The organism is Subtercola frigoramans (assembly GCF_016907385.1).
In the GTDB taxonomy this organism is placed as follows: domain Bacteria; phylum Actinomycetota; class Actinomycetes; order Actinomycetales; family Microbacteriaceae; genus Subtercola; species Subtercola frigoramans.
On record NZ_JAFBBU010000001.1, the window covers coordinates 2,833,325 to 2,853,165 of the forward strand.

Below are 19,841 nucleotides of genomic sequence, written 5' to 3' on the forward strand. Positions count from 1 at the left end.
AGCTACAAGCGCTCACCCGCATCCGGGACATACACAGCATCTGAATCATCCAGCGCGTTCTGTTCATCCCCTTCGCTCGGTTTCTCCTTTGCCCGGCGGCGATCTCTCCAGGCGGAGAAGATTATGAACGCGGCATAGCCGAAGAGCGCCACGGCGAGGGCTGGCACCACAACCCCCCGGGCATCCCCCGTGATCCAGGTGTTCACGTACCCGATCCACGGCACGGCGTACCACAGCGTGCCCTGGATCTGCACGGGCATCACCGGCTTCGGGTCGGCGACATCGTTGTTGTCGCCTTTGGTGATGAATGTCGTCACCCCGTCACTGGCGATCGTGCATGAGACCACCCGGTGACTCACCACTCCCGGCCTGCCGGAGTCGATCTGGTAGGTGAGCACCTCTCCGACCCTGATCGCGTCGATGTTCTCGGGCCGGATCACCACGAGTGTGCCCGGCGGAAGCCCTGGCTCCATCGACTGCGTCAGCACGGTCAGGGCCTGCCCGCCCGCGGCCCTCGGAACGACGATGACCACGACCGCAACCGCGAGCACGAGCACCAGCACGGCCCCGCTGAGCGCTGACCCCAGGTAGTGCCAGAAGCTGCGCTCGACGACGGCTGCCGCGTGCCGACGGTGTCGCTGCACGCTTCGCCGTCGAGGCTTCCCGCTCCCACTCGCGCTCACGGGCAGGTCACGTTCTCGAGCAGCCCGAGCACGCCCGCGTTCCCCGTCAGGGTGATCGGTCTGCCCGCCGATGTCGTGCCGTACTGTGTCTCCTTCGCCTGCACCAGCAGTGTCTGCGGGCTCGAAGCGAGGTCGGCCCAGACGATGTCAACACTCGTCGCCGTGGCCGTCTTCACCAGGGCACCGGTACCCGAACGGATGATCGGGTACGTCAGGCCCGTCCCCGTCGACGTCGGCGCTGCCCACGACAGCGTCACGTAGGTCGACACCACGATACCCAGCACGTTCAGCGTCGACTTCTGCGTACGCACCACCACCCCCGGGTCTCCGGTGCGAAAGATGTCCTGGATGAACGGTGCCCCTGCGGCGACCGCCACCCAGTTGCTGCCGACCCGGCCCGTCACGGTCAGGGTCGCCGTGATCGACTGGCCCTGGCTCGCCGCAACGGTCGAACTGAGGCTCGTCGCCGCGCAGAGGAGGAAACTCACACCGCCCGCGGCCGAACCGGCTCCGCTCGGCAGCGCTGGCAGTGCGGCGAGGGTCCCTGTTGTCGCCTGCCCCGGTGTGGTAGGCACTGTCGCCTGGCACACGCCCGCCCCGGCAAGCCACAGCGAGACCGCAACGAGAGACGGCGAAAGGCTCCCGGAGTTCACAGCCGTGAGCGTGTACGACAGGGGTGCGGTGCCGGTATTGGAGACCGTCAGTGGCTCCACCACGATCGTCGACGGCGAAGCGACGGCGAACTTGTACTCCGAGGCCAGGGCAGACGTCCCTGTCAGCGTCGCGGTCGCCGCCGCAGCGGTGGGTGTCGCAGTCAGCGCGACGGTCGCCGAAGTCCATGCCGCACTGGCCGGGGCGCAGAACGCGAGAACGATGAAGGTGGTCAGCGCAGCGACGGCTGCGGCCCGCCCTGCCCTCACGGCTGTCTACCGTCGAGGGTCAGGGTGAATCCCGACAGGAGATCCTGGGCCGCATTCGGCGCTGCCGCCGCGAGCGCGACCGAGACGCAGAGTTCTGCCGATCCACCGATCGGCACCAGCGAACCGATCGGCGCCGCCGTCGCCGAAGCGAACGTGCCTGACCAGGTCGGCGTCACCGTGCCAGCCGCGCACGCCGCAGCTGTGCCCGCCCCGACACCGACGGTGAGGGCCTGGCTGAACACGTTCGCCGGAGACGGGCCGCTCAGCGCGGTGACGCGCAGCGCGACAGGCGTATTGCCCGTATTGCTGACCGTGACGGGCCCTCGAATCGTTCCACCGGGGTAGAGCACGACCGCGGGGAGCGCCAGAGGCGAGGTCACCGAGATGCTGGCGGTTCCTGCAACGACGCTCACCTTGGTCGAAGCGGCGGCAGAACTGTTGAACAGGGCGTAGGTTCCGCCCGCGCCGAGCACGGCGACACCGACGGCGGCGCAGGTCACTGCGATGGCGGTTGCGCACGACCGCGAACGTGACCTGGCCACGCGTCAGCTGCGCTGACTCAGACCTGGCTGAGTATGACAGTCAGCGCATCGAGGCTCACACTGCCGAGTTTGGTACCGTTCTCGAAGCCGGCGACACCGTCTTTCGGGAAGGTGATCGTCACGACAGTGACGACATCCTGGGCAATTCCGACGGCGCCGGGCGTGATCGTGTAGCTGGGGCTGGCTCCGGTGATTCCTGTGCCAGAATCCGTGAGCACAGCGCCCTTCGTGAGGTACGCAGCGAGGGCGACGTCGGGCGCCGCTGCCGTCGAGGCCTGAATGGATGCGGCCCCCAGGCCGAGCGTTGCGACGAGGTTGTCACCGGTGGCGACGATGTGCATGGTCTTCGTGTAGGTCAGAACATCACCCGGAACGATCTTGTAGCCGGCGAGCACGATCGGCGTCGAACCACCATTGATCGTCCACACTCCCGCGGGGCCGGGGTCGGAGACCACGAGGTTACCGGCAACGATGGTGCCGCCCGAGATTGTTGCCGACGAGTTCCAGTACGCGAACGTACCGGCTCCACCCAACAGAAGCGCAATACCGGCTGCTCCGGCGATGGCGCCTTTGACGAGTCTGTTCATGTGTGATTCCCCTTTTTTTTGGAGACTATGCCACTGCCGCACACTCCTGCGGTGCGAGGCACAATTAGCCGGGCATCCTGTCGCCCAGCGGCACAAGCACGGCGCGGATAGCTCGAAACAGGCGTCAGCCTCCCCCTGAGATCGGGGTTTGCAGGGCGCTCGCGATACGCTCAAATAGGATTGTCTGTGGTTCACAGAATTCTTCGAGCAAAGACGGGGTGCCCAGATGGCAATCGACAGGAGTCGTGCCCTCGAACGTCCGTTGATCACGGCGCGGCTGCGCCCCGACAACACCGCGCTGCTGAGGGTCGACAATGTGACGCAGCAGATCACCGAGAATTCCGAGGGAGCGGCCCTGCAGAGCCTCGTCCGGCAGATCCAGGCTGAAGCGGTGCGTGTGGAGCGGCCGGTTCGGGTCACGGTGACAGCCCAGACCGGGCTCAGCTTTCTGGTGGTCGACATCGACGGCGCGATCGAAGAAGAGAGCTTCATGCCGTTCGAAGAGCTGCCTAAGCCCTGGCCTCCCCCGGAGGACGGCAGCGACGACGCCGAAGACCCGATCGACGAGGATTCGGTTGATGAAGGCCCGATCGACGACGAGACTGACAACGGCGAGCCAGCGGGTGAAGAGACGCACAGCGTGAGCCGTCTAGATGAAGAAGGAGCTGGCAACGATGCGAGCGACGAAATCGGAACCGAAGACCAGGCGGCGGAAGTCGCTGACGATGAATCTCCTACGACGGGTGACGCGGTGAGGGTGAACGCCACGAGCACCTCGGCGGCCGCAGACGCCACCGGTGACCGCGTACCGGTGTCGTCGGCTCCGTTCACGGCACGCTCCTCCTACATCGCAGCGGGGGCCGTTCCCAGCGAACGGCCAGAAACGGCCGAAGCGCTGGATCAGCCAGAAACGGCGGGACGGCCCGCGCGGAAGGCGGAACCCACGGCGGCAGAACGCACCTCAGCACCAGCGAGAACCCGCAGCTCAGAAGAGCCCGGGAGCAAGCCGCTCTCAGACCAGGCCCGCCGCGACCTGCTCGAGGCTCCGTCGTTCCTCGCCGAGCCCTCGATCGTCGAACCCGCGCGCCAGGGCTTCGCCGGCTTCGTGAACCACCTCGGGCTCCGGCTACCGCCCGGAGCGACGGAACGCGCAGAGCGCAGCGATGTCGAGGAGATCTCGAGGCACCTGTCGGCTCACCGCACCATCAGTGTGATCAACCGCAAGGGCGGGGCGAACAAGACGCCCACCGTCGTGAATCTCGCGGCGGTCTTCGCACGCTATGGCGGGGGCGGCGTGCTCGCCTGGGACAACAACGAGACCATGGGCACCCTCGGCTGGCGAACCGACAGTGGTGGACACGACTCCACGGTGCTCGACGTGCTCGCAAGCGCCGACGAACTGCTCGATGCCAAAGCCGAATTCGGCCAGATGTCGAAGTTCGTGCACCACCAGCAGGCCGACAAGTTCGACGTTCTGCGCTCCGACGAAGATGTTGCCGGCACCCACGAGATGACAGCCGCCGAGGTCGACGTGGTGCACAGCATTGCCGCGAAGTACTATCGCCTGATCTTCATGGACTCCGGTAACAGCGATCGCGCGGAGAACTGGCTCCGCATGCTCGACCACACCGACCAGCTCGTGGTTCCGACAACGACCATGGAAGACCGGGCGCAGGCCGCTCTGCTGACGCTTCAAGCGGTGCAGAGCCGCAGCGAGAAGGCCGCCGAACTCGCCCGGAACGCTGTCGTGATCGTCTCGGAATGGCAGCCCAAGGAGTCGAGCATCTCCGAACGGATGGCTGACGACTTTCGGCCGTTCGTTCGCGATGTGGTCATCGTGCCGTTCGACCCGGCCCTCAAAGCCGGACGAATCCAGCACAGTGCACTGCAGCCCGCCACCAGGCGTGCGTGGCTCGCGGCCGCGGCGGCCATCGCGCGCGGCCTCTGAGGCCAGGGCGCAACCCAGCACGGCCCGATCGGCTACCTTGCGGGAACCACCGGCTCGTCGATGACGGTCATTCCGTCATTGCTGTTGGCCGACCGCATGAGTTCGTCGATCCAGGCACGGTTCAATGACGGGCGCGTGACCTCGTCGAAGTCGAAAGCAAGCTCGATCGCCGGGTGAAGCCAGATCGTGCTGCGGCCACCTCCCTTCTTGTCCTTCGTGAACGAGAGCGTGAACTTCTCTTCGCGTCGCAGTTTGGCCACAATGACGGTCTTCATGTGTGCCAGAAGACGATCGTCGAACTGTGCTTCCGTTCCAGAAGCCCCGTAGCGCATTGTGCCCAAGAATCTACCTGCCTTATGTATCGTGCTGATCGAAGTGAAAGGGCGACTCAGAGAAACCGCCACAAGTAAGACGGAAGAGAACGCCCAATCGTCACGGCGACGCGAAAGAAAATTCTGGGCATCCTGAACGACGGGCCCGAAGACGTGTCACGGCTCCTCCCGGGCGAGAATAGGAATGCACACCATCTCGACCGCAGACGCCCCCCAAGTCCAACGCATCTGACAGGAGCCTCCCCCGCATGAAGACGTCCTTCGCTCTCGAACTGCCCGCCTGGCTCATCCGTGAACTCGATGGCCTGCCTCGCACACTCCAGACTCCCGAGCAGCGGATGTCACTGGTGAATGCCCTCGCCGCCCGAAACTTCCGTGAAGGAAACGGTGGCCCCTTCGCCGCGATCGTCGTCGATCATGCCACGGGTGAGCTGATTTCCGTGGGGGTGAACGTCGTGCTCGCCTCTGCCCTGTCATCGGCACACGCTGAGGTGATGGCTCTGAGCCTCGCCCAGGTCGCCCTCGGCTCGTGGGACCTCGGTGCACGCGACGACAGCTCTGGGGCCCACCGTGACCTCGAGCTCGTGGTCAATTGGCGCCCCTGCGCCATGTGTTACGGGGCGACCATGTGGTCCGGCGTCAGGCACCTCGTGGTCGCTGGCTCCGGCCCCGAACTCGAGGCGCTCACCGGCTTCGATGAGGGCCCGGTCCGTGACGATTGGGCAGAGCAGTTCGAAAGCCGCGGCATCTCGGTGTCCCAGAACGTGGGGCGGGAGGAAGCCCTGGCGGTCTTCCGCTCCTACGGCGAGGCCGATGCTCTCGTGTACAACGCCCGCGGCGCAGCGAGCTGACCCAACGAGGATGACGGGGTCGGCTGTCACCGACCCCAGCGGGCATGCGCACGCACCCGCGCAAGGATCTCGAGAGCAACGAGGCCCCCGGCCGAAGCGACCACGGTTGCCGTGAGCAGATCGCCCTTCGGCACCGTCAGCTCGAAGAAGTCACGGGCGAGCGGAATGGTGAAGAGCAGAGCGGTGCCGACGATCATGGCAGCGATGATGGCGACCCGCACCCTGTCGAGCGGGCGCGATGCGACCCCGAGGATTCCGAGCCCGAGCACGGCCAGCGTGAGAACCGAGGCGCTTCGGGCTTCGATCGGCAGCGCGATGCTGGCGCCGGATCGGGCGGTCAGATTCACGGCGAACACTGCAAGCGTGACGATCACCCCCGCTGGCGCCGCGAACGTGAGCGAGCGCCGAAGGAAGCCCGCGGAGTAGCGGCGGGAGTTCGGCATCAGCGCGAGAAAGAACGACGGCAGACCGATGGTCAATCCGTCGAGCGCCGAAAGCTGCCGGGGAAGGAACGGAAAGCCCCAGAGCAGCAGCCCGAAGACCACGGAGATGAGCGCGGCATAGGCCGCCTTCGAGAGATACAGCATCGAGACCCGCTCGACGTTGGCGATGACCCTCCGCCCTTCGGCGACAACCGCTGGCAACGAGGAGAAGCGCCCGTCGAGCAGCACAAGCCTCGCGACAGCCTTCGTCGCCGGGGCAGCAGATCCCATCGCGATTCCGAGGTCCGCCTGCTTCAGGGCGAGCGCGTCGTTCACCCCGTCACCCGTCATCGCCACCGTGTGCCCGTGGCTCTGAAGCGCCCTCACCATCGTCTCCTTCTGGCGCGGCGTCACCCGACCGAAGACACGCTGCACCTCCAGGAGGTCAGCCAGTTCGGCCAGGTCGTCGGGCAGGTTCCGCGCGTCGAATCCCTCCCCGGCATCGAACCCCACCCGCCTTGCGACGGCAGCGACGGTCCGGGGGTCGTCGCCAGAGATGATCCGAAGCGAGATGCCCTCGGTTCGAAAGTACCGGAGCGTGCTCGCCGCATCGGCCCGCACCTTCTCACGAAAGGTGAGAAGCGCCACCGGAACGAGTGCTGCCGGGAGCACCGTCACGCCCTCGTCCGCAGCATCCGGGGCCAACAGCACCGTCGAGTGCGCGAAGACGAGCGTCCGCAACCCCGAAGAGGCGAGAGTGGATGCCCGGGCCAGCGCATCGCGCACCTCATCCGAACGCGGCGAATCTCCTCGCTCTTCAGCGAACACGAGCTCCGGCGCACCCAGCACCCACGTGCCCCCGAGACCCGGTTGCGAGCCCGCCGCTCCCGATGCGAAACAGACGGCACTCCACTTCGACACTGAGTCGAACGGCACGACAGCGACAGGCACCTGGTGCTCCAGCAGAGCGGCGCCACCACCTGCAGCACCTCCCCCGAACACGCCTTCCATGCTCCGCGCCGTCTCGTTCGCGTTGGGCTCCGTCGCCATCCATGCCAGTGCGCTCCTCCACGCCCCGCTGTCCGCAGGCATCGAGCCCGGATTCACTGGCCCTGCCTCCCGCGAAACACCCTGACCGAGCACGTGCACGGTGTCGAAGTCGATACTCCCCTCCGTCAGGGTGCCCGTCTTGTCGAGGCACAGCACATCGACTCTCGCCAGGCCTTCGACCGATGCGAGTTCCTGAATGAGCACGTTCCGGCGTGCCAGTCGCACCCCTCCCACGGCGAACGCCACACTCGTCATCAACACCAGGCCGAGCGGCACGATCGCAATCACACTCGCCACGGCCCCCACCGCGCCGAGCCGCCAGCTCCCGGTCTCAAGCGCGACTCTCCACCCACCCAGAGTCTGCATCTGCCCGTTGATCACCACCAGCATGATCGGGGCGAGCGCGATCGCAATCGAGCGCAGCACCCGGTTCGTCGCGGTACGGATCTCGGAGTGCACCAGCGAGAACCGTCTCGCCTCTGCGGTGAGCCCGCTGGCGAACGAGGCCGGCCCGACCGCCGTCGCCCTCGCGAAGCCGTTGCCGGCCACGACGCTCGAGCCCGAGAGCAGCGTGTCGCCGGGCCGTCGTTCGACCGCCAGCGATTCGCCGGTGAGCAGCGATTCGTCGACCTGGAGCCCTTCTCCAGCCAACACCAGGGCATCCGCAGAGACCTGGTCGCCGGTTCGAAGCACAAGCACGTCGTCACGCACCACTCGGGCCGACGGAATACTCACGGTCTCTCCCCCACGAAGAACTCTCACGTCAGGCGCCGTGAGAATGGCCAGGGCATCCAGCAACCGTTTCGCCTTGTACTCCTGCACAACGCCGATGATTGCGTTGGTGACGGCGGTCACCCCGAAGAGCGCGTCCTTCCACTGGCCGAGGGCGAGCAGCAGAATGAAACTCGTCGCCACGATCGCGTTGAACAGCGTGAAGACGTTCGCGCGGAAGATCTGCCAGAAGCTGCGGCTCGAACTGTGCGCGACCGCGTTCGTCAGGCCGGCGTTCTCACGATCCGCCACGTCGGCGGGGCTGAGTCCGCCGCCGACCACGTCGTCACTCACGCGTGTTCCCCCAGAATTCTCCACCGATCTCACCGATCACGCGCGGGCAGCTTCGGCCTCCGTCGCGGTTCCGTCAACCATGACATAGTGGCGGGCAAATCGGGCGAGCTGGTTCTCGTCGTGCGTCACGAGCAGCGTCGCCGTGTTCTGTTGGGCGGTCAGCTCGAGAATCAGGTTCAGGATGCTCGTTCCGCGCGCCTGGTCGAGCGAGGCAGTCGGTTCGTCGATCACCAACACCGTGGGGTGGTTCATGAGCGCCCGGGCGATGTTCACCCGCTGCCGTTCTCCCCCCGAGAGACTCGCTGGGCGCTTGTGCGCCTCTGCCGACAGCCCGACAGAGTCGAGCAACTCGAGCGCGCGTCTTCGATCGGCCTCTCGCGAGGAGCCCCGCTTCAGCGGCTCGCCGCTGAGTCGCTCCATCACCAGGAGCTGGTCGAGCGCGGTGAGGGAGGGCAGCAGATTCGACTGCTGGAAGATGATGCCGAGGCGCTCCCGCCGAAACTGGGCGCTCTGTTTCAAGGTGAGGCCGCTCACATCGATGTCATCGATCACCACCGACCCCGAGTCCGCCCTGATGAGGGTCGACACCACGGCCAGCAGGCTCGACTTGCCCGAACCCGATGGGCCGGTGATACCGAGCCCCGCAGTCAGCCCGATGCCGGCACCCACACCGATGACGAGAACGGCGGCGGCCTGGCCGAGCGAGTCGACCACGAGCATCCGGTTCGATGCCCCCAGGGCCTTGAGAATGGCCACATCGGGCTGGCGCTGCATGCCCCACACCGTGAAGAAGGCTCCGACGACCAGCGCCGAGATGCCGAACAGCATCGCCACCATGAGCAGCAGCGAGCCGATCTCCGAACGGAAGGCGGCCAGCGCGGTGAGCGAGAGCAACACCGACTTCGACGTGGTGGCAGCGGCCGCAGCGGCTGCGGTGAACGCGGAGGCCGACCCCGAGACGGCGAGCACGGTCGCGAACGCCCCCGAGTTGCCGGTGGTGGCAGCGATGCCCTGCCAGTCGGCCAGGGTCATCCAGGCCACGGCAGTGTGGGAGTACCAGGTGTCATCAGTCACCGCGTCGAGGGTGAACTCGGCCCCGCCGACCTTCACAGAGTCGCCCGCGGTCACGCTGAGACTCGTGGCCACAGTGCGGGGAAGGGTGAGGTGACCCGACTCGGCCGGAACACTGGCGTTCACACCCGGGTCTGCCCCGAAGACGGCGACGGCCGCCTGTCGTTCGCCCGAGTAGACCTTGACCTGGCTGATGCCGATCGGGCGAACGGCGGTGACGCCGGGTTCGGCACTCCACGTCACCGCCTGCGCCTCGGTGATCGCCGAATCGGAATAGCTCAGGCTGTTGCCCTCGGCCGGCACAGAGAACACGATCGAGTCAGCGGGCAGACCCAGTACGGCAGAGATGTTCTGGTCGGCCAGCCCCGCAGTCAGGCCCGACAGAAAGCCCACGAGAACGGTGATGAGCGCCACCACCCCGGAGATCAGCAGAAATCGCCCCTTCGCGAACCTCAGGTCGCGCCACGCAACAAACACCCGCCCTGCCCTTCTCTGCCCGCGCTGACCCCGAACACCGGCGGGTTTCTGAGCCCGTCGGTTCTGGATGCCCGCGCCCCAGCTCGATTTCGCGGGTCAGAAGTCCATCATGCGGGCTAGGCGCAGGGTTTTCAGGGTCGAAGGTCCTGCAGCACGGCAATGCCCTGGATCTCGATGAGGGCCTCCTTCTGCCAGAGGCCGGTCACACCGACACCCGCCATCGCCGGGTAGTGCGTACCGGCGAGCTCGCGCCAGATGCGGCCGATCTCCCTGCCGTTCTTCTGGTAGTCGTCGATATCGGTCAGGTAGATGGTGACACTCGCCAGGTCTTCAGGCGTACCGCCCGCTTCGGCGAGCGTGTCGAGCACGTTCGAGAAGCATTGCCGGAACTGTTCGACGATTCCGCCGGGCACGATGGCTCCGGTGGCATCCATTGCGGTCTGGCCACCGAGGTAGACGGTGTTTCCGGCCTTGGTGCCGTGGGAGAAGCCCGAGGGCTTGGCCAGGTGTGCGGGGTTGACGATCTCGTGGGTCACGGCTGGTTCCTTCGTTCGGGTCAGCTGTTCAGGCTGCTTGGTTATCGGATTGGTGAGGCTGCCGGGTTCGTTGCGGGGCCCTGCGCGAGCACACGGCCTGCACGAGTGGCCGCCAGCTCAGACTCGAGATGCGCCGCCGTCTCGGTGAGCATCTCGAGCAACTCACGTTCACGGTCAGACAGCGCTTCGGTTCCCGCCGGGTTGAAGAGCGAGTCGGGCCCGGTCACGGTGAGCGACGCGAAGACCCGCCCTTGGGCGTCTCGGAGCCCCACCGCGAGCGCCGCGACGCCGTGCTCCGACTCAGCGAGATTGCGGCCGTAGCCTCGAGCGCCAGCCAACCTCACTTCGACACGGAGCCCGGCAAGACCGCCGATGCTGCTCTCGGTACCCCCAGAGAAATCGTGGTCACGATAGAGCTCTGCCAGTTCATCGTCGCTGAGAGAGGCAAGCAGCAGCTTTCCGGCGGCAGTCGTGTGCGCCGGAAGGCTCCGGCCCACCCTGCTCGTCACCCGCATCACCCTCGGTGATTCGACGGCTGAAACGAAGTGGGTGTCGGTGCCGCGGATCACAGCGAGGTGAACCGTCTCCTGGCTTCGGTCCCGAAGGGCGACCAGATCGGGCGTCGCCACTTCGATCAGTCGCTCGATCTCAGACGAGGGACCTTTCATCGCGGGCCCCAACGCGTACTTGCCGCCCGCTTGCGGCTGCACGACGAAATTCGCTTCAACAAGGGTGGCCAGGAGCCGGTGCGCAGACGAGGAGCTGATGTCGAGTGCCCTGGCAATGTCGAGCACCCCGAGGCTGGGCTGCTCCTGCAGCAGCACGACGATCTTCAGTGCCTGGCTCACCGACTGCAGAATCTGCGCCATCAGCCCAAGCCTCCCAGCCAGTGTGCACCTTCGCCGATCGCGGTATTCCGCATGAAGGGATGTTCCATTATTGCATACCGCTGAGAGGAATCTCTTGCTACATTCGAACCATGAACCTCTCCTCTGCAGCCGAGTACCCGACAGCGGCGACCGTGGTACCCGTGGTGACCCGCGAAGGCGCTGAGCACGCCGACACGGGCCAATCCGGCGGTGCCCACCGGATTTCGGGCGTCAGCATCCAGCACACCCCGGCCACGAAGATCTGGTTCGGCAAGGTCAGCAACGAACCGGGCTTCCGGTCGTTGCCGCACCATCACGGCGAGGCCGAGACCGGCGGGTACGTTCTCACCGGCATCGCCCGAATCTACTTCGGCGAGGGGTACCGAGAGTACGTCGACATGGCACAAGGCGACTTCGTCTTCGTGCCTCCCTACATGCCCCACGTCGAAGTGAACATGAGCACCACCGACGAACTCGTCTGGCTCACCACCCGAACCCCCGACAACATCGTCGTGAACCTCGACGAGGTCGACGACTCCGTGCTGGTCGGGTACCGGCGCTCATGACGCCCACCTCGGCAGTCTTCCGGGCAGCGACAGAGCTGCGGATGCTCGGCCCGGACACCTTCGAAGCGACCCCCCAATACGTGCCCTGGCCGAAGGCGTACGGTGGCGATCTCGTCTCCCAGTCTGTGCTCAGCGCCGGTCGCAGTGTGGGTGAGGGCTTCACCATCCATTCGATGCACAGCTACTTTCTGCTGCCGGTCGACAGCGAGGTGGCCGTTCGGTATGAAGTAGAGCGACTGCGCGATGGCCGCTCGTTCCGAACCCGCCAGGTGCGCGCGATCCAGAACGACACGCTCGTTTTCACCGCCCTGGCGTCGTTCGCTGTTCCTGAGTCCGGGACCGAGTTCGCCGAAGACATGCCGACCGGCGTGCCGCAGCCCGAAGACCTGCCGCCCGCCGCGCAGACGCTCGAGGGCGTCGACACCCCTGCGGCACACTACTGGTCGTCGGGCCGGAGCTTTGACATGCGCCATGTGCCAGGGCCCGTCTACCTCACCGTCGACGGCAACCGTGCGCCTCACCAGGCCGTATGGGTGAAGGCTTTCGACGCTCTGCCCGACGATCCCGCATTGCAGGCCGCGGCGCTCGCGTACGTCTGCGACTACACCATTCTCGAGCCGCTCCTCCGCCAGCAGGGTCGCGCGTGGGCAGACCCCGACCTGATGACGGCCAGCCTTGACCACGCGATGTGGTTCCACCGCCCCGGCCGGGTCGATGAGTGGGTCCTCTATGCCCAGCAGGCCAGTTCCCTTCAGAACAACCGAGGCCTGGCCCGCGGAATGTTCTTCAGCCGTGAAGGCACGCTGCTGGCCTCTGTGGCACAGGAAGGCATGATCCGCACCCGGCGCTGAAACACCGTGTGCAGATCATCCGGCTGCTTCCTGGCGTGGATCGCTACGCGGCCGGCGCAGCCTCGTGCTTGTGAAAGACGGGCGCCTCGATTGCGGCTGCGCCGATGACGCTCGTCCACTGGGCAGTGTGCTTCTGCAGCGTGTGGGCCGTCGCGGTCTCCTGGTCGGCCCAGGTCTCGATCAGGCGGATGCGGTTCGACTCCACGAGGTCCCAGCTGAGAATGTAGTCCACGCACCCCGCCTCGGCTCGGCTCGCTGCGACGAACGACTGGGCTGCCTCGGTGACCGAGGCAAGTTGGGTGGGGTCGACGGCTACGCCGCCATAGATGATGATCATCGATCAAATACCTTTCGTGTGATGTTGTTCCCGCAGGGCCGGGAAGACCTTCTCGCCGAGAATGCGAACAGATGCCATGGTGTCCGGGCCCATCGGAGGCCCGAAACTCACGTGCTTGACTCCCGCCTCGATCAGCGCGGAGCACTGCTCGATGACGTCGTTCGGGCCACCGGCAATGCCGAGTTCGAGCATCGAATCGGTCACAGAGGCGATCGCGTCGTCTTCGCGGTCGTCGAGCATGAGGGCCTGGGTGCGAGCGAACTCTTCGGGGTCGAGCCCGTTGGCGACGAGGGCCGCGGTCGAGAGCGAACCGCTGTACAGGGCGATGTGCCGGGCCAGGTACCAGCGGGCCTCGTCGCGGTCATCAGAGATCGAGCACCAGATGCACGCAGCGATGTCGAGCTCGTCGAGAGTGCGACCCGCCTTCGCTGCCCCCGCACCGATCTGCTCGATCACCCCGGTGATGTGGCGCGGCGGCAGGCAGAGCGGCAGTGCGCCATCGGCGTACTTGCCGGTGAGCTCGAGCATCTTCGGCCCCATCGCCCCGATGTAGATCGGCGTCGGCCGAAGAAAGCGCAATTTGGCCTGGGGTAGCCAGCCTTCGGCGACACCCGCGACTCCCGCCGGGCTGCGGCCGGCCAGAAGCTCCTGGATCGCGAGCACGGCCTGCCGGGTCCTGGTCACCGGGGGTGGTGGCGTGAGCCCCGCCCAGCTGTAGAACACGTCGGAGCCCGCGCCGAGCCCCAGCAGGAATCGGTCGCCCGAGAGCTCCTGCAGCCCTGACGCGAACATCGCGATCTGCACGGGGTGCAGCGAGACCGGATCGATGACGCCGGAGCCGAACTTGATCCGGTCGGTCGACATGGCGATCGCGGCGAGTGACACCAGACCGGGTTCCCCGAAGAGGTCGTTGCCGACCCACACCTGGTCGAAACCGGAGTCCTCGACGAATCTGGCCTTCGCCGCCAGATCGCGAACACCGATGTGCGAACCGATTCGAGCACTGAAGGTCAGGGCGTTCTCGGCGGTCTCAGTCATGGATTTCCTCGGCTTTCGAAAGGTTCGGTTCCGCGTCTTCTGCGATCGTCTGGTCACCGTCGACTACACGCTTCAACCGCATGTAGAGCGCCTCGGGCGGGTCGGGGCATGCCAGCAGCGGCTCCGAGGCCAGCCAGTCCTGACCGGCGGGCGTGTCGAGCCGACCCGAGAGCAGGGGAATCACGTTGGCGATGGCGAAGTAGCAGAACGGCCGGCCGTTCGGAATCGACAGGTTGCCGTCGATCACATCGAAGTGGTCTCCTGGAACCATCCCGCAGGCCGAGTAGTTCATCGACTCGACCGTGCATCGCAGATGTGTGCTCACGCGTCGGCCCGCTCTCCGGGCAGGTAGTCGATCTGGCTCACCGGGATCCGGTCGAGGCGCATGACGATGTTCTCTTCAGGGTCTGCCGAGCAGATGTATGGCTTTCGGCTGAGCCAGTCGTCGCCATCGGGTTCGCGAAGCCGGTCGCTGATGACCGGAAAGACGGCGTTCATGGCGTACACATTGAAGCTCGTTCCGGGCGGCATCGAAACGGTCGAGCCGAACACGTCGAAGAAGTCCCCGACCTTCGTGCCCGTGCGCGACCTGTCGACACGATCGACGATCACCCGCACGCCGTATTCCGTCACGGGGCACCTGTCGCGGTCGAGGGCTCGTTCGCCACGTCATCGATGAGAAGAACTCCAGCCTCACGATCATCCAGAATCGAAGCGGCGAGCAGCCCCAGCATCATCGCGCGGCCACCGACGTGAGCTGTTGCCCCGTACGAATCACGAATCACCCGCTGCATCGGATGATCGTCGAAGAGGTACTTGGCCGAGACGAGTTCGACGCTCAGGGCCACGACCCGCCGCATCATGGCAGTCGCAGCGGCCTGCCCGGCAACCATGCGGGCGATCTGTGCCTCGGTGAGCGCACGACCCGGTTCGAAGAGCAGTTCGTCGGTTCGGCGCGCAACGTCGATGACGCCGGCGTAGCCGTAGTCGACCTCGGCGAGGATCTCGCCGAGCTTGTGTTTCGTCGCCGTGTCGAGCGCAGCACTACCGCGCGTGCCGACCCTGGCCCGCACCGATTCGACGGCGAGGTCGGCCGCGTGCTGGGCGATGCCGAGTGGCACCCCGGTCAGGCCGAAGAAGGCGATGTGCACGCTCTTGTTCAGTGGATCCCGGTCACCATTGGAGGGCGCCTCGCGGTCGAAGGTGTGCCGCTCGGGAACAAAGACAGGAACCGGAACGGAATACGAGGTACTGCCGGAGCCCCTGACTCCCAGGGTCTGCCAGTTGTGGGCCACCACGATCGCGTCGCGCGGCAGCCAGACGCCCAACACGAGTTGCGCGCCGCTCGCACCGATCAGGGGCTCGCCGTCTTCGAAGGCGAAACAACCGCCGAGCACGTATTCGGCCGTATAGCTGCCACTGCCCCAGTCCCACTCTCCACTGACCTGGTAGCCGCCATCGACCTTGTCTGCACGTCCGCGCGGATGGAAGGAGCCGCTGGTCGGGAGATCGAACGTGGGGTAGAGCTCGGCGAAGGCGTCATCGCCCAGCCTGCCGGCGTAGAAGCCCGTTGCGTTCAGCACACCGACGTTCCAGCCTGCTGAGGCGTCGGCCCGGGCGATCCGCGTGACGACCTCGACCTGCTGGGCGAGCGTCAGCTCGAGCCCACCGCGAGCGGCGGGGAACCCCATCTGGAAGAAGCCGGCATCACGGAAGACACGAGCAACCTCGGGCGTGAGTCTGCGTGCCTCTTCGATGGCGTCGGCCGACTCGTGCACGAAAGGCACCACCGTGTGTGAGTTCTGAAGCACGGCCGACGCGCTGGTCGGTGCGAGCAGGCCGAGCTCGTGATCGCTTGTCGGGGGCGTGGGGGCCAAGTCCGGAGTGGATTCGACGGGCTGTTCTGTCGTCACGGTCATGAGAATGTCCTCTTCGCTTGTCTGTGGTCGCTCAGGCGATCGGTTCCCCGCCGGTGACCCAGAGGGTCTGCCCGGTCAGGTGGGTGGAATGGGGGCCGACGGCCAGCGAGACGACGCCGGCCACGTCGTCCACGCACGGGAATTCGCTGAGCGCCATGCGGTCGAGCAGACGCTCGGCGAACTGCTGATGCGCTTCATCGAGTGGCTCATCGTCGTCGGGGTCGATGACGCGGCCTAGCGCCACGACGGTCGCGGTGATGCCGTTGACGCCCTCCTCGAGGGCGATGTACCGCGTGAACGTCGACGCGGCGGACTTCGCAGCGGCATAGGCCGAGAACCCCGCGTACGGCCTGGTCATCAGGGCGCCCGAGAGGTAGACGACGCGGCCCCAGCCTGCTCTGCGCATACCGGGCAGCGCCCGTTGGGCCAGCACCACGTGCCCGCGCGTGCTGTCGAACTGGGCGTCGAGCTGCGAATCGGTCACCTCGGCGAACGCGGTCACCGGGCTGGGCGTATGAGCGGCATTGACCAGGATCGTCACCGGGCCGAGCGCGCTCTCAACGGCAGTGAAGGCGGCATCCACCTCTGCGCGATCGTCGAAACGCGCACCGACGGCGATGCTCGGCGAGTCGAGGGTTTCCGCGAACTCGTGTGCAGCCGACGCTGACGAGCGATAGTGCACAGCCACGGATGCGCCCATCCCCGACAGCGTGCGGGAGATCGCGCGGCCGACCGGCCCGCTCCCTCCCGCCACGAACGCGACTCGCCCGCTGAGTGGGCCGGTGAGTGTGCCGGTCACAGCGAGCCTGTCATCGCAGGACTGCCGAGAGAAAGGCCTGCGTGCGCTCGTTCTTCGGGTTGCCGAGCACCTCGTCGGGGGTGCCGTGCTCCACGATGCGCCCGGCATCCATGAACACGACCCTGTCGCCCACCTCGCGGGCGAAACCCATCTCGTGGGTGACGACGATCAGCGTCATTCCGCCGGTGCGGGCGAGATCCTTCATGACCGCGAGCACTTCGCCGACCAGTTCGGGGTCGAGCGCACTGGTGGGCTCATCGAAGAGCATCACCTTGGGCCGCATCGCCAGCGCACGGGCGATGGCAACACGCTGCTGCTGGCCACCCGAGAGCTGTGAGGGGAACGAATTCTCCTTGCCGGCAAGGCCGACACGCGCGAGCAGCTCCGTGGCGTAACGCCTGGCCTCGGCCTTGTTCTCACCCTTCACGAGCGTGGGCGCGAAAGACACGTTCTCGACGGCCGTCATGTGCGGGAACAGGTTGAAGTGCTGGAAGACCATGCCGATCTCGACACGCTTGGCGCAGGCCTCGCGTTCCCGTAGTTCGTGCAGTCGATCGTTGTGCAGCCGGTAGCCCACGAGCTCACCGTCGACCCAGATGCTGCCGGTGCCGAGTTCTTCAAGGTGGTTGATGCACCGCAACAGCGTGCTCTTGCCCGAACCCGACGGCCCGATGAGACACACCGTCTCGCCCTCGGCGATCTCGAGTTCGATGTCGAAGAGCACCTGGTTCTGGCCGTACCACTTGTCGACGTGCTCGATACTGACCATGGATGCTCCCACCATCGATGCACCTGCTGTATCGGTCTCGTCGGTCATCACTTCTCCGCCGTTCTGCGCTCGAGAAAGAACTGGCCGACCGAGAAGACGGCGATCACCAGCAGGTACCAGATGGTTGCCACGATCAACAACTCGATGGTGCGGTAGTTCGTTCCCGCGATGCCGAGGGCAACGGTGAGCAGGTCACCACCGGCGATCACCGAGACGATCGCCGACGCCTTCAGCATTCCGATGAACTCGTTGCCCATCGGCGGGAGAATGACCCGCAATGCTTGCGGAAGAACGATGTACCGCAGTGTGCGAGCTCCGTTCAGGCCGAGCGCTTTCGCGGCCTCGCGCTGGCCCTTGCCCACGGCGAGCAGGCCCGACCTCATGATCTCGGCCATGTAGGCGGCCCCGGCGAGCGACAGACCCAGCACCGAGGCGACGAACGGGGTGACGATCTGCGAGATCGGGGCGGAGAAGAAGACGATGTCGGTGAAGGGAATCCCGATTGTGACGACCTTGATGAAGAGGCCGAGGTTGCCCACGATGATGAGCAGAACGATGATCGGGATGCCCCGGAAGAAGAATACGTACGCGGCAGCGACACTGCTGACGATGCGGCTCTTCGACACCCGCATGATGGCGATGATGATCGAGAGCACGATCGCGATGACTTCGGCCACGATCGTGATGAGAAGGGTGGAGCCGAGACCTCGCAGAATGCTCGGGCTGAAGACGAATTTGGCGACGATCGACCAGTCGAAGTTCGGATTGGTCGCGAGGCTGTAGGCAGCGCCGATGACGGCGAGCACAACGACGACCGCCAGGATCATGCGGCCGTAGTGTCGCACAGGCACAACCATGAGGCTCTGCCCCACAGCGGCCCGGCGGCCGTCCGCCAGCAGGCGCGGTCCCGGCCCCCTGCGTGGTGCGGCTTGCTCTGTCATGTCACTCCTCAATTCTCACGTGTGTCGGATTCTCACGTGTGTTGCTCATTCCAGGTTCGCCCAGCAACGAGCGAATCGGGCGGTGCGCAGATGCCGAGCATCCACGCACCGCCCTGATGGTGCTAGGAGGCGGCCTTGACGCCGACCGCGGTACCGGTCGTCGGGTTGGGCACGATCTCGTCTGCCGTGAGCCCGTCAGACGTCAGGTTGTACTTCTGCAGGATGGCCTCGTACTCGCCGTTCGCAATGATGGCCTTCAGCGCGCCGACCAGGGCATTGGTGATGCCGGGGTTCGACTTGTCGACAGCGATGCCGAGCAGGCCGGTGTCTGCAACGGCCTGCTCGGCAACCGGAACCTCGACCGTGGCGAAGGTCGCCGAGTCTGACTGGGCAACCAGGATCTGGTTCGACGTGGAGTCGAGCCAGCCGTCGATGGTTCCGGCCTTGAGAGCACTGATCGCGCCTTGGGCACCGTTGTAGTCGGCAACCTTGATGGCATCCTTGCCCTTGGCGACACACGCGGTGTCGCTCGCGCTGTTGATCACCGTGGTGAGAATCGAACCGGGAACAGAGCCAAGGGTGAGCCCACAGGCATCGGCCAGAGCCGTCAGCTTCTTCGGGTTACCGGCGGGAATCAGAATGGAGAGCGTGGAGCGGTAGAACGGCGTCAGGTCGACGACGCTCTTCTCACGCTCGGCCGTGATGCTGACCTGGCCCATGAGCGCGTCGACGTTGCCGCTCTGCACACCGGGGATCTGGGACGGGAACTGCATGTTCTGGAAGGTTGCCGTGACACCCAGGATCGGCGCCATCGCCTGGGCGAGATCGACAGCAATACCGACCGGAACGTTCGTGTCACTCGCGTCGACACCGATCATCGGCGGGGTGTCCCACTCTGCGCCGAACGAGAGTTTCTTCGACGACTGGATCGAGGCGGGCAGCAGCGCGAAGAGGGTCTGGTCGACTGCTGCTGTGCTCGTCGTTGCGGCGGGAGTGGCAGCAGAGGTACTGCAGCCGGCCAGCATCCCCACGATGGCAATGGCGGCGACGGGGGCGACGAAGAGTGCTGTCTTCGAGCTTCGTGACGAGAATGTTCGGTGGCGCAGGGGGCTCATGGTAATTCCTTATCTTCGGGAGGGAATTGCGAGAGACGAGAGGCGTCTCACAGGCGTGTCCACCTGTATGTCTCCCTTTCTACCGGAGCTATGTATCGGGAGGATTGCCCGGTGTTACGGTCGTGTTTCGATATGCTGACTCTCGTCATGAAT

Annotated in this window: 22 protein-coding genes; 4 read left to right on the forward strand and 18 right to left on the reverse strand. The window is 65.8% G+C overall.

Annotation, left to right across the window (positions count from 1 at the left end; genetic code table 11):
* Positions 1–2: 2 nt before the first annotated feature.
* From JOE66_RS13240 to JOE66_RS13255, 4 genes are read right to left on the reverse strand one after another with little or no spacing between them, the layout of a single operon-like run.
* Entirely contained in the window at positions 3–644 is a 642-nt protein-coding gene (locus JOE66_RS13240; protein WP_205110139.1) for a signal peptidase I, read from the reverse strand.
* Between the two features lie 35 nt (positions 645–679).
* Positions 680–1,603, reverse strand: a complete 924-nt coding sequence (locus JOE66_RS13245; RefSeq protein WP_205110141.1) for a hypothetical protein — start codon at positions 1,601–1,603, stop codon at positions 680–682.
* Positions 1,600–2,103, reverse strand: a complete 504-nt coding sequence (locus tag JOE66_RS13250) for a SipW-dependent-type signal peptide-containing protein (protein ID WP_205110143.1) — start codon at positions 2,101–2,103, stop codon at positions 1,600–1,602. The genes JOE66_RS13245 and JOE66_RS13250 overlap by 4 nt, the downstream gene beginning before the upstream one ends.
* A gap of 59 nt (positions 2,104–2,162) precedes the next feature.
* Positions 2,163–2,732, reverse strand: a complete 570-nt coding sequence (locus tag JOE66_RS13255) for an alternate-type signal peptide domain-containing protein (RefSeq protein ID WP_205110145.1) — start codon at positions 2,730–2,732, stop codon at positions 2,163–2,165.
* 226 nt (positions 2,733–2,958) lie between these two features.
* Between JOE66_RS13255 and JOE66_RS13260 the strand changes: the two genes are divergently transcribed.
* Entirely contained in the window at positions 2,959–4,680 is a 1,722-nt protein-coding gene (locus JOE66_RS13260; RefSeq protein WP_205110147.1) for an AAA family ATPase, read from the forward strand.
* Positions 4,681–4,712: 32 nt separating this feature from the next.
* Here JOE66_RS13260 and JOE66_RS13265 read toward each other — a convergent pair whose 3' ends face one another.
* A complete protein-coding gene (locus tag JOE66_RS13265; protein ID WP_443741971.1) occupies positions 4,713–5,012 on the reverse strand; it encodes a DUF7882 family protein in 300 nt (99 codons plus the stop codon).
* A 248-nt stretch (positions 5,013–5,260) separates the two neighbouring features.
* Between JOE66_RS13265 and JOE66_RS13270 the strand changes: the two genes are divergently transcribed.
* Positions 5,261–5,863 (forward strand): nucleoside deaminase, encoded by a 603-nt coding sequence (locus JOE66_RS13270; protein ID WP_205110151.1) that lies wholly within the window; start codon positions 5,261–5,263, stop codon positions 5,861–5,863.
* A 26-nt stretch (positions 5,864–5,889) separates the two neighbouring features.
* Here the strand turns inward: JOE66_RS13270 and JOE66_RS13275 are convergent, their stop codons facing one another.
* The 4 genes from JOE66_RS13275 to JOE66_RS13290 form a co-directional block, all read right to left on the reverse strand.
* Positions 5,890–8,400, reverse strand: coding sequence for an HAD-IC family P-type ATPase (locus JOE66_RS13275; protein ID WP_307827203.1), 2,511 nt, complete (start codon positions 8,398–8,400; stop codon positions 5,890–5,892).
* Between the two features lie 36 nt (positions 8,401–8,436).
* Positions 8,437–9,948, reverse strand: a complete 1,512-nt coding sequence (locus JOE66_RS17675) for an ATP-binding cassette domain-containing protein (protein ID WP_307827204.1) — start codon at positions 9,946–9,948, stop codon at positions 8,437–8,439.
* Positions 9,949–10,079: 131 nt separating this feature from the next.
* Positions 10,080–10,484 carry a RidA family protein gene (locus tag JOE66_RS13285; RefSeq protein WP_205110156.1) on the reverse strand — a complete coding sequence of 135 codons (405 nt, stop codon included), beginning with the start codon at positions 10,482–10,484 and terminating at the stop codon, positions 10,080–10,082.
* A gap of 41 nt (positions 10,485–10,525) precedes the next feature.
* Positions 10,526–11,353 (reverse strand): IclR family transcriptional regulator, encoded by an 828-nt coding sequence (locus JOE66_RS13290; RefSeq protein ID WP_205110158.1) that lies wholly within the window; start codon positions 11,351–11,353, stop codon positions 10,526–10,528.
* Between the two features lie 110 nt (positions 11,354–11,463).
* On the opposite strand from JOE66_RS13290, the gene JOE66_RS13295 reads away from it, so the two are divergent.
* Entirely contained in the window at positions 11,464–11,919 is a 456-nt protein-coding gene (locus JOE66_RS13295; protein WP_205110160.1) for a cupin domain-containing protein, read from the forward strand.
* The gene (locus JOE66_RS13300; protein WP_205110162.1) at positions 11,916–12,770 is read left to right on the forward strand and encodes an acyl-CoA thioesterase; all 855 of its coding nucleotides are present in this window, start codon (positions 11,916–11,918) and stop codon (positions 12,768–12,770) included. The genes JOE66_RS13295 and JOE66_RS13300 overlap by 4 nt, the downstream gene beginning before the upstream one ends.
* Positions 12,771–12,813: 43 nt before the next feature.
* Here the strand turns inward: JOE66_RS13300 and JOE66_RS13305 are convergent, their stop codons facing one another.
* From JOE66_RS13305 to JOE66_RS13345, 9 genes are all read right to left on the reverse strand, one after another.
* Positions 12,814–13,107, reverse strand: a complete 294-nt coding sequence (locus JOE66_RS13305; RefSeq protein ID WP_205110164.1) for a putative quinol monooxygenase — start codon at positions 13,105–13,107, stop codon at positions 12,814–12,816.
* 3 nt (positions 13,108–13,110) lie between these two features.
* On the reverse strand, positions 13,111–14,145 hold the full coding sequence (locus JOE66_RS13310; RefSeq protein ID WP_205110166.1) for an LLM class flavin-dependent oxidoreductase: 1,035 nt from the start codon (positions 14,143–14,145) through the stop codon (positions 13,111–13,113).
* Positions 14,138–14,470: a TIGR04076 family protein gene (locus tag JOE66_RS13315; RefSeq protein ID WP_205110168.1), complete on the reverse strand. Its 333-nt coding sequence runs from the start codon at positions 14,468–14,470 to the stop codon at positions 14,138–14,140. The genes JOE66_RS13310 and JOE66_RS13315 overlap by 8 nt, the downstream gene beginning before the upstream one ends.
* Positions 14,467–14,778, reverse strand: a complete 312-nt coding sequence (locus tag JOE66_RS13320; protein ID WP_205110170.1) for a TIGR04076 family protein — start codon at positions 14,776–14,778, stop codon at positions 14,467–14,469. The genes JOE66_RS13315 and JOE66_RS13320 overlap by 4 nt, the downstream gene beginning before the upstream one ends.
* Complete coding sequence (locus JOE66_RS13325) at positions 14,775–16,064, reverse strand: acyl-CoA dehydrogenase family protein (RefSeq protein WP_205110172.1); 1,290 nt, start codon at positions 16,062–16,064, stop codon at positions 14,775–14,777. The genes JOE66_RS13320 and JOE66_RS13325 overlap by 4 nt, the downstream gene beginning before the upstream one ends.
* A gap of 31 nt (positions 16,065–16,095) precedes the next feature.
* Positions 16,096–16,863, reverse strand: coding sequence for an SDR family NAD(P)-dependent oxidoreductase (locus JOE66_RS13330; RefSeq protein ID WP_205110174.1), 768 nt, complete (start codon positions 16,861–16,863; stop codon positions 16,096–16,098).
* Between the two features lie 10 nt (positions 16,864–16,873).
* Positions 16,874–17,680 (reverse strand): amino acid ABC transporter ATP-binding protein, encoded by an 807-nt coding sequence (locus tag JOE66_RS13335; RefSeq protein ID WP_275576821.1) that lies wholly within the window; start codon positions 17,678–17,680, stop codon positions 16,874–16,876.
* A complete protein-coding gene (locus tag JOE66_RS13340; protein WP_205110176.1) occupies positions 17,680–18,573 on the reverse strand; it encodes an amino acid ABC transporter permease in 894 nt (297 codons plus the stop codon). The genes JOE66_RS13335 and JOE66_RS13340 overlap by 1 nt, the downstream gene beginning before the upstream one ends.
* Before the next feature lie 122 nt (positions 18,574–18,695).
* The gene (locus JOE66_RS13345; RefSeq protein WP_205110178.1) at positions 18,696–19,688 is read right to left on the reverse strand and encodes a transporter substrate-binding domain-containing protein; all 993 of its coding nucleotides are present in this window, start codon (positions 19,686–19,688) and stop codon (positions 18,696–18,698) included.
* Between the last annotated feature and the right edge of the window lie 153 nt (positions 19,689–19,841).

Bases quoted from the DNA above. Each gene is read 5' to 3' on its own strand.
- JOE66_RS13265 (WP_443741971.1), bottom strand. From the start codon at position 5,012: ATGCGCTACGGGGCTTCTGGAACGGAAGCACAGTTCGACGATCGTCTT.
- JOE66_RS13335 (WP_275576821.1), bottom strand. From the start codon at position 17,680: ATGACCGACGAGACCGATACAGCAGGTGCATCGATGGTGGGAGCATCC.
- JOE66_RS13295 (WP_205110160.1), top strand. From the start codon at position 11,464: ATGAACCTCTCCTCTGCAGCCGAGTACCCGACAGCGGCGACCGTGGTA.
- JOE66_RS13260 (WP_205110147.1), top strand. From the start codon at position 2,959: ATGGCAATCGACAGGAGTCGTGCCCTCGAACGTCCGTTGATCACGGCG.
- JOE66_RS13325 (WP_205110172.1), bottom strand. From the start codon at position 16,064: ATGACCGTGACGACAGAACAGCCCGTCGAATCCACTCCGGACTTGGCC.
- JOE66_RS13340 (WP_205110176.1), bottom strand. From the start codon at position 18,573: ATGACAGAGCAAGCCGCACCACGCAGGGGGCCGGGACCGCGCCTGCTG.
- JOE66_RS13290 (WP_205110158.1), bottom strand. From the start codon at position 11,353: ATGGCGCAGATTCTGCAGTCGGTGAGCCAGGCACTGAAGATCGTCGTG.
- JOE66_RS13255 (WP_205110145.1), bottom strand. From the start codon at position 2,732: ATGAACAGACTCGTCAAAGGCGCCATCGCCGGAGCAGCCGGTATTGCG.
- JOE66_RS13345 (WP_205110178.1), bottom strand. From the start codon at position 19,688: ATGAGCCCCCTGCGCCACCGAACATTCTCGTCACGAAGCTCGAAGACA.
- JOE66_RS13310 (WP_205110166.1), bottom strand. From the start codon at position 14,145: ATGACTGAGACCGCCGAGAACGCCCTGACCTTCAGTGCTCGAATCGGT.
- JOE66_RS13300 (WP_205110162.1), top strand. From the start codon at position 11,916: ATGACGCCCACCTCGGCAGTCTTCCGGGCAGCGACAGAGCTGCGGATG.
- JOE66_RS13305 (WP_205110164.1), bottom strand. From the start codon at position 13,107: ATGATCATCATCTATGGCGGCGTAGCCGTCGACCCCACCCAACTTGCC.
- JOE66_RS13270 (WP_205110151.1), top strand. From the start codon at position 5,261: ATGAAGACGTCCTTCGCTCTCGAACTGCCCGCCTGGCTCATCCGTGAA.